Origin of the sequence: Anaerosporobacter sp. (genome assembly GCF_031551385.1) — a bacterium.
Taxonomy (GTDB): domain Bacteria; phylum Bacillota; class Clostridia; order Lachnospirales; family Lachnospiraceae; genus Anaerosporobacter.
Window position 1 is genome coordinate 1 of the sequence record NZ_JAVBNS010000231.1, and the last position, 14,148, is coordinate 14,148.

Sequence of the window (14,148 nt, forward strand, 5' to 3'; positions counted from 1 at the left end):
TTTGATACTCCATCTTCTTAAAATGACACCCTGGAAGCTTCTCATCTACTGAACCTGAGCCATTTTGAAACTTTTTTTCTATGATATATGCTGTTCTATTTCGGAAATTTACAAAGCATTCATCTGGATGCCATTTTTTTGAATTGTATTTTCTATAATCAATTCCCTCTCTTTCTAAAAAATTTTTATATATTTTATTCTGTGGTACAGATAATCCTATCAATTCTTCCGCATCAAAGACTTCACACTCTTTCACATAGTAACCCGCTTCTTTTAATACGGCACTTAATGATGTCGTCTGTTCGAATAATAAACCATTTTCATTAGTTCTTGCACCGCCACCAAAATGATTCGCTATTCTCATATGCACACCTCCCTCAATTTTTTCTCATTTACTAGCTTTGATTTATTCTTTTTATATCATAAACAAACTTTTTCTGAAAATAAAAAGCATGATTCTTATTTGATACATAACGACCATAAGTATCCGAATAGATTGGATGATAATTATCTCTACTGTCTTTTGCATCCTTACTTCTCACCTGTATATGTGTGCCATTAGACGTATGTATATATCCATCTTTACTTGTTTCTATATGCTCTTTTAGTTGACGACAAATAGAGTAATAATCGTCACTCCATATCTCACGTAATTCACTAAATTTATCAGTATTCAAATCAATATTTATACTTGGCAAAAACATCCACGTCCTTGGGTCTCCATCTTTGCATACTGGCACATATAAAATATTGCTTATCTTCTCATATAAATGTGTTCTCTCAAACGGGTACTGATTTATTAGTTCATCAATCACACTGCTTATTTGAGTAATAAATACCGTCTCCCTTGGGTTTCCCAAAGCATCGCACTTATTTGTCTTTAGCTCTCCATCCTCAAAATCAAGATTAGTACTAGACAAATGCATGCCTAACGCTAATTCTAATAATTGTCCTGTTTTCCCTTTATTTATAATAATCATTTCCATATCCGATGGAGAGAACAACTCTCCAAATTTTATTCCTGCCAGTTCATTGAACCTTTCACATGCTTCTTGCAATCTCATAATTGTACCTCCTTAATAGTCTAAATACAGTCACCAATATTTAGCTCAATATATTATACACTTAATAGTGTCTACACTAAAAAGCGTTTTGAATTTTTCACTCAATAACGCTTTTCATATCAAATAATTAAAATAGCAAATATACTAATTTCTTTCCTAGCACAGGACTTAAAATACGCTCTATTACCTCCGCGCATTTATCAATCTCCGCGTAATATTATACCTATTTCTCGTAACCGTCTGTGGGAACAGAAATTCCTATCCAACCGCCCACAAACTGTCTGTGGAAATCCATCTCCTAACAAACGCCCAATTTACGGGTTTTTTACGCCTTCCTCTCCATCAAACAAACTGTCTCCACATGCGGTGAAACTACACTTCGCATTAACATTCGCGCACAACTGCTGTCAATTTCAAAATTTACCCCCCTTTGTATTCAGGGATAAAAACTACACCGGGTGCGCGGACAATATCATATGCAGCTTATCTTAAAATCATTTCGAAGGCCTTTTTCATCGACATACCATAATCTTCAATAAATACATCAATAGACTCTCCTGTACTTTTCTTATAAATCGTAGCTTCACCCAAATCCGTAAATGGGCCCTCTATTTCATCACCGTTTTCCAAATCAACACTGTCTAACACTTCCAACCAGCCATAATCATAGCCTTCAATATCATATGCTACAAAGCCTCTTTTAAAATTCACTTTATGAACCACTGCTTTCATAATATTCCTCCTAATCAACTTTTTTCCATCTTAGCAACAATGCCATATAGATAAAAGTAATCAACACACATATTCCAAACAGACATAATGAAACAATTGCAACACACAAACTATTCAATGTACCATTTACCAAAACGCATATCAAAGGAAAAAACACTCCCAGAATCGAAAAAGCAATAAACAAGAATAGTCCAGACTTCATTCCCCTAGGTTTTTTCACTTGTTTCTTTTTTTCTTCATATTGTATTTTTTCAAATTTCAATTCGTCAATTCGTGTCTCTAATTTCTCAGCTTCATCACTTTTTTGATGATACCAATTGTTTATTGTTGGTGGAACTATATCACCTACATCAATCAATGCATTAGAAAAATCAAACGTGTTTCTATTTCGCTGTCTGGCACGTTTATTAAGTTCGCGAAAAACTTTCTTACACACACCATAATCAAAATCATCGGTATATTTTTTTGCTAAATACACAGGCACTTTATCAGAATTTGTATCCTCCATCTGATTAGTTTCTAGATCAGCTATTTCTCTACATAACGCTAATGCTCGTTTCCAATATTGTTCCGCTGTAAAATAGTCAAGACTAGGTTTTTCTTCCGGCTTATAGACAACTTCTAGTGGTCTATTATCAACAAGCAATTCTATATTATCTCTTATAAAATCAAGCGCATCATCATCGTTCAATCTCTGTACTATATCTTCATGCTGCTTAGTTTTCATACTTAATTCATCATTTATCTCTTTAATTCTATCTAGTATATTATCTCTATCAGCACTTATACTAATTAATTTTGATGCAATAAATCCACCAATAATAGCAATAATAGTTGCGGAACATCCTGCTATAGAAAAATAAAAACTTGAAAAATCCAATTTCACCCTCCCACATACTTCAATAAACTGTACTTAATAAAATAGTAAAACTCCCTCATAGGACTCCAAAAATCAATGCTTATTTTCCGAGAGCAATCATAACATCCACCTTTTTCTTTTGAAGCTCATCATTAGTACGAATCTTCTGTCTATGGATTTCATGATGAGTACCTGCATTAACATTAATACCTTTACTCTCATCAAGAACGTCAACTGGATCCGTAAAAAGCTCCTTTTCATCTGCATGGTGAAAAGCAGAATTCTTTTCTAAAGGTTCACCAGTTATTTCATCATTTGTAGTACCGCGCTGTTTCTTCAGTTTTGGTAACTCCTTATCTGTATGAGTATCAAGTTTTCTTCGCACAGCCTCAGCCTGATCTGAATCTCCAATTCTAATAAGACTATCTCTAGTATATCTATCTAAATCAGCATCCTCCGCATCTCTACTTTCATGAGAGCGCTTATCTAATAATCCTACAACCTCAGAAGATTTTATTGCATTAGTACCATTAATCAATCTCTTATCTTCATCATCAAGTTGATTATCATAAATAAATCGACCTTTTTCTTTTGTTGTATTAAAAATAGTATTCATAGCCTCTTTAGGAACATATACATTCCCATCATTTGACAAAAAAACTTCTTCCTGGCAGGTCTTATCTACTTTATCATACTTTTCTTCTGGAATGTTCTTATTACTACGTTTAGGCTTTTCATACGAACCTGGCTTTACCGGAATTTGTGATAATTCAAACCTACTCATCTTCTTTCACCATCCCCGCATACAGTTCGTTAAGTTTTGCAACTGCTTTTTCGCAACCTGCAATTTTGCAGGTATCAGGATGTACTATTTTGGCTAAGCGATGGTACCACTCTCTTGCCTTTTTCTTATCTTCATACAAATCACTAGTAATCCCTAATAATTCCATACGAATAGACTTATCTAGATAGCAAAGTGCAAATACATATTTATGCTCTTCTGAAGCAAAATATATGGATAGATCTAACTTTTCTTGTTCTTCCATCAATCGTCATCCTCCTCTATTTTTTCAACGTTAATATCCTCGTAATTATATGCACCAGCCGGATATTCACATATATATCCTGTAATGCTCATCAATTTTCCGCAGTTACAACATTCGTATGATTCCCAGTTAAAGTTATATGTAATTTCCTCACCCATTGCTCTTTCGTCATATGAAGTCTCACATTCATCTTCAAAATCGCACTTATTTGCTGAACCGCAGTATGGACAGTCAATAACACGCTTTAAGCTAATGTGACCAGTATCCCAATCATCATACTCATCTGCCTGAATAACCTCCTGCACACGTATTTTATTATAATAATCCTCAAGTGAATTTCTAAATATCTCTGATTTTTGTTTTCCAGTCATTGTACTTACGTATTGAAGTATTCTATCTTCTGAGTCATTCAAACGCACTCTATACTGTTTGTCTCTGCTATTATCCTTTGGTGGTCTTCCTGCCATATCTAACGCCTCCAACATGCTCTTTAATGGATATCCAATAATATATATAATATATTGATATCCATAATTTGTCAATAGTGGATATCCTAAAAACAGAAAATGGTAAGTAAATGTACTATCTACTTACCGTTTTTTTATACCCATGCCAATGAAGCAGGTGTTGTTGGTGTTATGTTTTTTGCAATTCTCCAGTGCTGTACCCAATTCTTTAATCCAGACATTTCCATTCTGTCAAGATAGTATCCTACCCTTGGTCTTGAACTAATAGGTCTACGTCGAAGCCGAAGTTGCCTTATTGCTTCCCTTACCTGTCCCTTTGTTGCACCTGAACACTGCAAAAACAACTGATTGAAAAAAATTGCCTTTTTTCTTCCAACATGCTTTGCTAAAATATTGGAAACTAAAACGTTTACTTGTTGTTGTGTCATTCTTCTTCATTCCTTTCATTAAAATAAATTTGATCTGCTAAAAAAAACTTATAAATAAAGCTACTTTATTCGTTTTAATCATATCATAAATCTATAATTATAATATAACTCAAGTATGAGTATATTATTTCTGCTCAGTCCTTTATTTTCGCATATTCACATGTTATAATTATCAAAATAGAGGTTTAATATCATGCGTAAATCACATAGAAATCTGTCTGATTTTTCATTACGTTTGAAACACGCAAGAGACGGAATATACACTCAGCAACAATTATCTGATGCAAGCCATGTTAATTTAAAAACCATTCAAAGATTAGAAGGTATTCCAAAAGAGGAGGACATAAACAATGAACCAAAGCCGCTTGCATCAAATCTTTTAAGCCTTGCTCAGGCATTAGATGTAACACCAGAATATCTTTTGTTTGGCGAAGAAAATATGGATATATATATGAACAAATTAAAAGAGGAACTAATAAAATTGACTATAGCCGATATTCACTACTACCATAAACAAAAATTGACAGATAAGGTCTTACCTCATTTAAAATTAACAGATTCATTTATTGATTCCATTCATCAGTATTGGAATGATCATACGCTAAAATGTTATCGTCCTTATGTACAAGATACAATCATACGCTATTGCCACAATCGTCCTCCCCAAAAAAAGAATATCTAGGTTTTTCTGTATTATAAAAAATAGCCGGTAAGCAAATCTATTCATAATTCCAATGAACTGATTTACCTACCGGCTATTTAACTGTTTCTCTATTCAGTTGCAATTTCAAATTGAGTACCATCATAAAATATTATCTGAAGCCTTCCATCCTCAAAAACCGTAATGTAATCCATCACCATCATCATAAGGTTGGGTTTGAACTCCTCTATTGGTCCTGCTGCCACTTGCTGCATCAGCAGCCTAGTTTTGTACCTTAGTAGTACATCCTCCTCCTTGATGTTTGCTTCCCAGGCTTCCCTGTATTCTGCCTTGTGCGTAACAATCTCATTCCAGCTCATTACGAAGAACTTCATAAGCGATTCCTCTGTAACATATCGATTACTACAAACCTTGTGGCCCGCTGCCATATTGCAGGAACCGCAGCGCCACTTGGTTATCTGCCTCCCCTGGCGGTCCTTGTACTTTACTCTCGAATATGAATGATTGCAGTTCCCACAAATAATCTTCCCATAGAATGGATTTACTTCACTTCTCTGGGCATAGGCATTGTTTCTATGCTCCTGGCAATAGGCTGCTCTACGCTCCATTTCAAGCTGCACCGCTTCCCAGGTTTCTACATCAATAATCGGTTCGTGGTCCTCTTCAATGTGGTACATCTGAATGGTTCCATCATTCATTACACGCTTCTTAGAAAGAAAATCTGCTGTATAACTCTTTTGTAAAATTGCATCTCCCATATACTTCTCATTCCGCAGCATGGAATCAAGAGTACTGGCTTGCCAGTTGTATTTACCATCCCAGTTTCTTATTTTTTCTGCTTTGAATATCCTGGCAATATAGTCCACTGTCTTTCCTGATAAAAATTCCTCGTAAAACCTTATTACTATTTTTGCCTGCTGCGGATTAACAATCAGCTTTCCATCTTCATCAGTGTCATAACCAAGGAATCGCTTCGTGCTCATTTTGTGCTGCCCTTGTTCAAATCGCCTGCGAATACCCCAGGTACAGTTCTCCGAAATGCTGCGGCTCTCATCCTGCGCTAAACTCGAAAGGATCGTGAGAAGCACCTCCCCTTTTGCATCTAAGGTATTGATATTTTCCTTCTCAAAAATAATACCAATTCCCAACTCCTTTAAAGCTATTAATAAATTGTGTTACAAATACTTCATCATCTACATGCCTATTATCGCAGCCGATAACACCTTTTCTTCTATATCTAAGACCGCATTGCCACACCCGCCTAGGTGTGGTACTTCTCCAAGTCACTCTTCCGTAGGCTTGATTGCACATTCCACAAATCACTTTGCTTGCAAACGGGTTTTCTGCCGGCTTATGCGCATAGGAGTTTAACCCATGGGCCTCAAGGTATTGCTTGCGTCTCGCCATTTCTAGCTGTACGCATTCCCAAAATTCCTTATCAATAATTGCTGGGTGGCTATCATGCACATAATACTGCTTTGCCTGCCCCTCGTTCTTCACTCGCTTTTTGCTGAGATAGTCAATGGTCACACTTTTTTGTAGCAAGGCATCGCCCTTAAGACATGGTACTGGTGAAATGTTTATTGAGATGTCCAGAGATGAAAAGATTGCCGGATTTATTGGTAAGACCTTATCCAAGAGGGAGGATTCATTTAAGAAACAGTTTATCTCTATGTTGGAAAGTTTAGATGAATCAGAATGGGAAGTGTTAGAAAAAATCGCTTTAAAATTACATAATGAAAGTAAAAAGGACTAGGTTTCCCTAGTCCAATAGCGATTTAACATAAAGGTAAATCAATTTCAATTTCCTATAATCTGCATCTTTAAGCAGTTCAACTATTAACTTTTTATAATCCATTGCTTCATCTCCCAACATTGTACACGAACTAAAAGTAGCGATATGGAAATTATAACAAACACCTGTTCGATTGTCAATGGAAAGAAGGTGGTAATAATCGACAGTTTTCAAGCAAGATTTTTACAAGCTAAAGAACTTAGGGGACTGCGATGGATAGACATTGCACATGAATCTGGCTTATCTAAAGCACAAATTAGCCAATATAAGAACGGTGTACACGAACCTGAACAATATGCACTATACCAGTTGGCGAACACACTAAATGTAAATATAGAGTGGCTAATGGGGATGGATGTACCAATGGAAAAATTGGTATCTGTTAAAAATGCCGATGTCTTGAACAGATACCAAGAGTTAAATGATATCGGAAAGGCTGAATTTGTAAGGCTTTTAGATGCTTTACTATCGGACGAATTTTACAAAAGGTAACGGTAGTAGAGGTTAAATCCCTATTACTTATATTTTTTACTTTTTATACTTTCAGTAATTATATTTATTTATTTATTTTTTTACTATTTTATTAAATATTAAAGAAAATTGAATTTAACGTCTACCAACCGATACCGCCTTATTCCACAAGGCTTTGAACCGATACCTCTTGAATTTCTGATTTTGATACGTCAGGTATGTGTTGATAAATGTCTTTTTGTAAGATGCTACCTTGCGAATAAATAATCTGTAATATTTGTGGTATGATATAATCACGTTTTTCAACACAATAGTCTAAATACTCATTCACAGAATCTATATATGAGAAATCTGGATTATTTGAATTATGTTGATGTTCATAATAATCTTGAAAATAGATATTTCCACCTTTGGTGCGATAAAACCACTTTTTAGATTGTTCAAACTTTGTAATGGTTTGCTTGAGGAGTTCTATTTTTTTGCTTAAATCATTTTCTTTATAGGCTAACCTGCAACAATTTTCAAAATTATTGGTGTGTTTCTGTATTTCAATACCATGATTCATCATAAATTGAAAACTCAACTCGTTTTCTCGTTCTGTTCTATTTTGTGTGACATTGGATTTAAGAGTCGCCTCGTAACCAGTCTGTATTAAACGTGATACTTCCTCATTAGAAATTTTTTTATTATTTTGATATATCACATCATCTGTTTCTATGAATGGTGTTTGAGTTATATCAAATGATTCTTCATTTGTACATATTTCAACTTCGGTTGATTTTTTTGCAGACTTCCTATAATGCGATAAAGCAATTATTATATAAGGGGTTAAAACAAAAGGGGTAATAAATGCCCAGTCATGTAAACCATAGTTGTAAAAATCACCCAACACACCAATTAGACAAAAAATTGTCCATACTATTATAAAAATTCTTTTAATGTTCTTCAAACGTTATTAATTCACCCTCTCTTTTTTGTGGTAGACGTATCTAGTAAAAGTATGCGGTAAGGGATTATAAGAGAACTTGAAAATGATAATAAAATTGTTCGTATAAAAAAGAATAGTTCATATTTACTAACATTACTATTTTGATACCGCTAAAATTAATGGAGAAAGAAACAAAGTTGAAAAGGGTGGATTTAAAACTCAAAAAGAAGCAATTGACGCAAGGGTAAAGGCCATGACAGAGTATAACGAGACTGGACGAACCTTTTCCCCAAAGGAAATGAGTGTTGCAGATTATCTGGACTATTGGTTGGAAAATGCTATTAAGAAAAATATCGGTCATGGTTATTCGTACAACACGTATTTGGATTATGAAAGTAAGATACGGATACACCTAAAACCCACATTTGGGATTTACCGATTAGGTGCATTTCAATTCGCACCCGATGTTGTACAAAGCTGGGTGGACAATATGAAGATACAAGGTCTTTCTAAAAGCATGGTTAAGAATACATTAGCCTGTTTGCAAGGTGCTTTAAATTATGCCATACTACCGCTAAATTATATAAAAGCGAATCCTTGCATACCTGTACAAGTTGGAAAGATACCAGTTAATATGGCGGCAAAAGAAAAAGCCGAATATATCTGTCCAAAAGAGGAATTTGACCGTATTCTTAGACGATTCCCACTTGGTAATAACTTTTATTTACCACTTATTATCCCTTACAATGTTGGAACCCGGATAGGTGAAACCTATGCAATTGATCTGTTAGAGGATGTTGATTTTAAAAGCCACAAACTTAAAATTAATGACCAAATGATGAAGATTGAAAAAACATGGTATCTCCAACCGCCAAAATATGAATCGTATAGAAATGTAAAAATGGGTAAACATTTGGAATTGGAATTTAAAGAAGCGATTAAGCAAAGAAAAATAAACCAACTGAAATACGGTTCGCAATATTTAAAAACGTATGAATTACCGGATAAATCTATTGTTCAGGTTCGGTCAGACATCGTTATACCACATAAAGAGATTATGTTATTAGGTGCGAAAGAAAATGGAGAATTACTTACCCCCGAATCCTTCCAGTATTGTGCAAGGGTTGTCCATAAAGAACTCGGTAACCCTCTGTTTCATTCCCACTGCCTTAGACATACACATGGCACAATACTGGCAGAACGAGGGATAAACCCAAGGAGTGTTATGGAACGACTGGGACATAAGGATATTAAAACCACCCTACAGACCTACACCTTTAATACAGACTTAATGCAACAAAACGCAGCGGATGTATTTGAAAAATATATGTATGGATAAATAAAAAATAAGATTGAACATAGTTCAACGTGTTCAATCTTATTTTTATATTTTACCTAAATTTTAAATTGTCGGTGGCAAATGGGTGGCATTGCCACCGATATAGCGATATAAAAACACTGTATTTCCTTATTTTATAAGGGTTAAAAGTGCAACCGTCTCCACATGGCACGAGTTGATTGCAAGTATGTCAAATGCCCTCGTCCGTTCTTGGGAAACAATCGAAGGTATTTCAATCACTCTGCTCGTATGCGGAAACATATCCTAAGATTTATGCAAATACGTCATTTCTTTTTCGATCAATTCAGATATCCAAATGCTCTGAAATTGAATCACAAAGTGATGCTTGTTATCATATTGTATCATGTAACCGTGTCTTTTTTTATTTACAGCTGTAATCACCCCAGCAATAGTCTGGTGTACTAATACAAAATAATCTGTAGGAAACGAAGTATTAAGTCTCTATCTTGTTTTGTTGCTTCTACCACATTTAAATAACCGTCTACATTGAGGCCTGTCCATTTTGTTCTATAACAACTAATGACACCGAATTCCTTTATATAATCAAAAACTCTTCTTGAAATTCCAACTCCAGACTCGCTTTGCGCATACTATTTTAAAGTTCTCGTTCTCTTTCCTGAATTCTTCAATAACTTCATGCCAAAGCATATTGACTAATTGTGCAATTTATCTCAAAATCAGCAACACATCGTCCCGAAAACTGAATAACAAAATAAAATTGGTATCAAATCAATTTGCTACTATGCATGCCCCAATTATTTTTCTGCCAACGAATTAGCCTCTATCAAATTGATAATTATTTCTTCAGAATTGACTTTTGCCTTTCTTTTCATATTATCAATGTAATACCCTCTATTGCCATAAACAGAATCTACTGTATTCATAAGACTTTGGTCTGTCAACATTTCCTCCTCAATCATTACAGAAAATCCTTGTTTAACAAAAGACTTTGCATTTAAGATTTGATCTCCACGGCTCTGAGCTAGTGTTAAAGGAACCAGAATATTCGGAATCGCAAGTGCAGCCAACTCTCCTATTGAATTTGCTCCTGCTCTAGACATTACAATATCAGTCAACGCAAATATATCCTTTAGCTCTCTATTTGCATACTCAAACTGAGCATAACCCATAATACCCTTTAAATCTGTTTCATAATTTCCCTGTCCACAAAGATGAATAATATAATATTTTCCCAGTAAAGAATTCAGGTTTTTCCTAACTATTTCATTTAAGGTTTTTGCGCCAGAACTACCACCAATTATTAATAGTACGGGTTTACTATGATCTTTAAAACCACATAATTCGATAGCATCTTTCTCGCTTCCATCAAACAAATCTTTTCGAATAGGAGTACCAGTTAATACGCCTTTATCATCTGGAATATACTTCACAGTTTCAGGAAAGTTACAGCATACTTTTTTGGCACCATGAATAGCAATTTTATTTGCAAGACCAGGAGTAATATCGGACTCATGAATAATTGCTGGGACTCCGCAAACCTTAGCAGCTAATACTACAGGAACCGATACAAAACCACCTTTTGAAAAAATAATATTTGGGTTTTCTTTCTTGATAATACGAACAGCTTCAATAAACCCTTTACACACTTTAAACGGATCCGACAAATTATTTATATCGAAATAGCGGCGTAATTTGCCAGAAGATATGCCATAATAGGGTATTCCAGTATTTTCAATCAGTCTTCGTTCCATACCATTATAGGAACCTATATATGATATTGCATAACCTTTTTCGCGCAATCCAGGAATCAGCGCAATATTAGGGGTTACATGTCCAGCGGTACCTCCGCCTGTCATAATTATTTTTTTCATTATATTTCCTTTCGCAAAACAGCCGTGAAGATTCCAATATAAATTCCTTACATAAAATTCACATGTTTCGGATCATTCATAACAACATATTCCATAAATTTATTTTTATTCGCCCAAAAACAATTTAGTGGACATTCTGCCACGGACAATTCATGTTTCGTTTTTATTATTTTTTTAAGCGAATCTTTGTATATGTTAGCGTAAGTATATTCATCTTTTCCTTGCAATGAACAACAAGGATAAATATTGCCATTAGCATAAATCATCATTGTTACATGCTGAAACATACATTTTTCGAATTCCTTTGTTTGAATAGTTGAATCTCTAAGTAAATCGCCTACAAAAACTTGGAAGCCACAATCCTCAAAAACCTTGGCTTTTTCAACTTCATCTTCGACCTCTTTTATTAAAGGAAATAGCTCTTGTGAATCCTCTACTCCCTTCAACCAAACATTGTTGAAGCCAAGGTTTTTAGCTGTACATACAAAGGATGATATATTACTATAATTCTTTTCGGTTATAACACATGAAGCTCCCATAACAACACCATATATTTGGGATAATTCCTTTACGCACGAAAGATTTGGGAGCTTCGCATGCCTTATTTCACGATAACACCGTTCAGTAAAAGTATCTATACTAATTCTAATCCATGTAGCGTACTTTAACACCGCTGGATTAAGGTGAAATCCATTTGTAACCAAGCCAACATCCAGTCCAAGTTCATGACATCTAAGGACAGTTTCATCAAAGTATTTATATACTGTTGGCTCTCCTCCTCCTGTAATTTCAACTGCTTTGACACCCATATCTACAGCTTCTTCCAAAAATGAGAAAAGAACATCCTTATCGAGTTGATAGTTTTGTTTATTATATTCTTTAACGTAACAATAGTAGCAACTACAATTACAGCTCGTTGTTGGTGCCAAATGAATTGTAATTGGGATACAATATCCATCCTTTTTTATACTGTATAACCTTTCAATATGATGAATGATCTTATGTGAGCTATATTCTGAATTATTCATTTGTATAATCCACCTTTCTGCGAAAAATACCGATGGGATTACTAAACAGTTTTCACCCCATCACCCTTTCAGTTTTATTATGTGATATTCTCCTTTTACAGGCAACTGGCATACTACAGATCCTGATGAGGTAAGTGAAGAAACCGTATAGTGGCAACCTCACATTTGTATATAGGCCGGTTATCCGTTAAAACATCAATGAATGGCACAAAACAGTATCCCGTAAACTTATCTCTTCTGCAGTTGACTCGATTTTGCCATATAATCATTCCCTGCCAACACTACATTCTTTTTGTATGAAGAATTTTTTATTTAAAATTTTCGTAAAAACTACCATGGCCTTGACTCCACACAGCTTGAATCTATGCCTGCATCGGGATTACTGATACAAGCGGACTTACCGAATACAGACAAACTCTGGAGCTTTTTAGGGAAAGAGGATATAACATTGTTGACAATATAACTGTAAACTCCTAGATTTTGATACACAATAATATCCATTTGTCATTTTTAAAATTCAAAATCGTATATGGTTTGTTTGCTATACTCTTTTTTATCGGCTTATCACTACTTCTTTGTTTCAAACATTAAGCTCCTTTTATCAATGTCCATCACAAGCCTAAAACCAACATTATAATTTCGGTCACCAACCAAAGAATAGTGTCTATCTGAGCATCTGGAGTGGTAATACGGATAAGAAAAGGACCCCCCTCTTATTACTTTTCCTGGTTTCCATTTTTCCCCTTTCCACGGAGCATACTCTGGCATCTTTTTGGGTCCTTGAGGATTATTCACATCATTAACCAAATAATAATAATACCAATCCTTACACCACTGCCAAATGCTGCAATGCATTCCCTTCAAGCCAAATGAGTTTATTACCATCTTATCAACCGGTAATGACTTTTTTCTAGGATATTCGTCTTCTCTTCTATCCAAATAATTACTTCGAGCAAATTCAGCATATTTACACACATCAGTGCATGTGCAATTACTTCTGGCAGCAAATTCAAATTCAGCCTCCGTAGGAAATCTAAAATCATTATGATATTTAGAATTCATCCACTGAATAAATCCTAATGCATCGTCATAAGAAACACCAACAACCGGATAATCCCCTTCAGTATTAATTTCATCAAAATACGGACCAATTACCCAGTCCTCCCCGTCCCATTTCTCAATAAGGTATGATGTATCTATTCCGCATTCTTCAACATATCTTCTATATTGAGCCACTGTAACGGGGGTTTCGCCTAAATAATAATTATTTAATAGTTCAACCGTATGTGGAGTTTCATTGTCTTTAGCCATGCAATCATCCCGATTATGCCCCATTATAAAAGCATGTGGAACAATCTTAATAAAACAGAAATCATCAAATTCTATCACCTCTTTTAGATTATCCATACCTGCTTGTCTCCTCTTAATATTATCTCCGTACAAAGAGTTTAGATATCTTTGCAGTATGTTAATGGAT

At 34.8% G+C, this 14,148-nt stretch carries 18 protein-coding genes; 4 read left to right on the forward strand and 14 right to left on the reverse strand.

Features of this window, described 5'->3' with window-relative positions; translation table 11 throughout:
* From RMR19_RS17480 to RMR19_RS17515, 8 genes are all read right to left on the reverse strand, one after another.
* Positions 1-364, reverse strand: a 364-nt coding sequence (locus RMR19_RS17480; protein ID WP_310604788.1) for a PD-(D/E)XK nuclease superfamily protein, incomplete at its 3' end; no start/stop codon positions are given.
* Positions 365-395: 31 nt separating this feature from the next.
* Entirely contained in the window at positions 396-1,064 is a 669-nt protein-coding gene (locus RMR19_RS17485) for a DNA mismatch repair protein MutH (protein ID WP_310604789.1), read from the reverse strand.
* A gap of 483 nt (positions 1,065-1,547) precedes the next feature.
* A complete protein-coding gene (locus tag RMR19_RS17490) occupies positions 1,548-1,796 on the reverse strand; it encodes a hypothetical protein (RefSeq protein WP_310604790.1) in 249 nt (82 codons plus the stop codon).
* A gap of 10 nt (positions 1,797-1,806) precedes the next feature.
* The gene (locus RMR19_RS17495) at positions 1,807-2,676 is read right to left on the reverse strand and encodes a hypothetical protein (protein ID WP_310604791.1); all 870 of its coding nucleotides are present in this window, start codon (positions 2,674-2,676) and stop codon (positions 1,807-1,809) included.
* Positions 2,677-2,755: 79 nt separating this feature from the next.
* Positions 2,756-3,439, reverse strand: coding sequence for a hypothetical protein (locus RMR19_RS17500; RefSeq protein ID WP_310604792.1), 684 nt, complete (start codon positions 3,437-3,439; stop codon positions 2,756-2,758).
* Positions 3,432-3,701, reverse strand: a complete 270-nt coding sequence (locus RMR19_RS17505) for a hypothetical protein (protein ID WP_310604793.1) — start codon at positions 3,699-3,701, stop codon at positions 3,432-3,434. Before RMR19_RS17505 ends, RMR19_RS17500 begins: the two co-directional genes overlap by 8 nt.
* On the reverse strand, positions 3,701-4,243 hold the full coding sequence (locus RMR19_RS17510) for a hypothetical protein (protein WP_310604794.1): 543 nt from the start codon (positions 4,241-4,243) through the stop codon (positions 3,701-3,703). Before RMR19_RS17510 ends, RMR19_RS17505 begins: the two co-directional genes overlap by 1 nt.
* Positions 4,244-4,302: 59 nt before the next feature.
* Entirely contained in the window at positions 4,303-4,596 is a 294-nt protein-coding gene (locus RMR19_RS17515) for a hypothetical protein (RefSeq protein ID WP_310604795.1), read from the reverse strand.
* Between the two features lie 193 nt (positions 4,597-4,789).
* Between RMR19_RS17515 and RMR19_RS17520 the strand changes: the two genes are divergently transcribed.
* Complete coding sequence (locus RMR19_RS17520; protein WP_310604796.1) at positions 4,790-5,278, forward strand: helix-turn-helix domain-containing protein; 489 nt, start codon at positions 4,790-4,792, stop codon at positions 5,276-5,278.
* An 89-nt stretch (positions 5,279-5,367) separates the two neighbouring features.
* Here the strand turns inward: RMR19_RS17520 and RMR19_RS17525 are convergent, their stop codons facing one another.
* Positions 5,368-6,405: a recombinase family protein gene (locus tag RMR19_RS17525; RefSeq protein WP_310604797.1), complete on the reverse strand. Its 1,038-nt coding sequence runs from the start codon at positions 6,403-6,405 to the stop codon at positions 5,368-5,370.
* A complete protein-coding gene (locus RMR19_RS17530; RefSeq protein ID WP_331654777.1) occupies positions 6,383-6,895 on the reverse strand; it encodes a recombinase zinc beta ribbon domain-containing protein in 513 nt (170 codons plus the stop codon). The genes RMR19_RS17525 and RMR19_RS17530 overlap by 23 nt, the downstream gene beginning before the upstream one ends.
* Between RMR19_RS17530 and RMR19_RS17535 the strand changes: the two genes are divergently transcribed.
* Together RMR19_RS17535 and RMR19_RS17540 are read left to right on the forward strand one after the other, a co-directional pair.
* Complete coding sequence (locus tag RMR19_RS17535) at positions 6,834-7,013, forward strand: hypothetical protein (RefSeq protein ID WP_310604799.1); 180 nt, start codon at positions 6,834-6,836, stop codon at positions 7,011-7,013. The two genes, RMR19_RS17530 and RMR19_RS17535, sit on opposite strands and share 62 nt — an antisense overlap.
* A 144-nt stretch (positions 7,014-7,157) precedes the next feature.
* Positions 7,158-7,544 carry a helix-turn-helix domain-containing protein gene (locus tag RMR19_RS17540; protein ID WP_310604800.1) on the forward strand — a complete coding sequence of 129 codons (387 nt, stop codon included), beginning with the start codon at positions 7,158-7,160 and terminating at the stop codon, positions 7,542-7,544.
* Positions 7,545-7,683: 139 nt separating this feature from the next.
* Here the strand turns inward: RMR19_RS17540 and RMR19_RS17545 are convergent, their stop codons facing one another.
* Positions 7,684-8,472, reverse strand: a complete 789-nt coding sequence (locus RMR19_RS17545) for a hypothetical protein (protein WP_310604801.1) — start codon at positions 8,470-8,472, stop codon at positions 7,684-7,686.
* A 232-nt stretch (positions 8,473-8,704) separates the two neighbouring features.
* On the opposite strand from RMR19_RS17545, the gene RMR19_RS22200 reads away from it, so the two are divergent.
* Positions 8,705-9,790, forward strand: a complete 1,086-nt coding sequence (locus RMR19_RS22200; protein WP_331654778.1) for a site-specific integrase — start codon at positions 8,705-8,707, stop codon at positions 9,788-9,790.
* Positions 9,791-10,566: 776 nt separating this feature from the next.
* Here RMR19_RS22200 and RMR19_RS17560 read toward each other — a convergent pair.
* From RMR19_RS17560 to RMR19_RS17570, 3 genes are all read right to left on the reverse strand, one after another.
* Positions 10,567-11,643, reverse strand: coding sequence for an undecaprenyldiphospho-muramoylpentapeptide beta-N-acetylglucosaminyltransferase (locus RMR19_RS17560; protein ID WP_310604802.1), 1,077 nt, complete (start codon positions 11,641-11,643; stop codon positions 10,567-10,569).
* 47 nt (positions 11,644-11,690) lie between these two features.
* A complete protein-coding gene (locus RMR19_RS17565; protein ID WP_310604803.1) occupies positions 11,691-12,671 on the reverse strand; it encodes a radical SAM protein in 981 nt (326 codons plus the stop codon).
* Between the two features lie 567 nt (positions 12,672-13,238).
* A partial coding sequence (locus RMR19_RS17570) for a formylglycine-generating enzyme family protein (RefSeq protein ID WP_310604804.1) occupies positions 13,239-14,148 on the reverse strand: 910 nt, incomplete at its 5' end.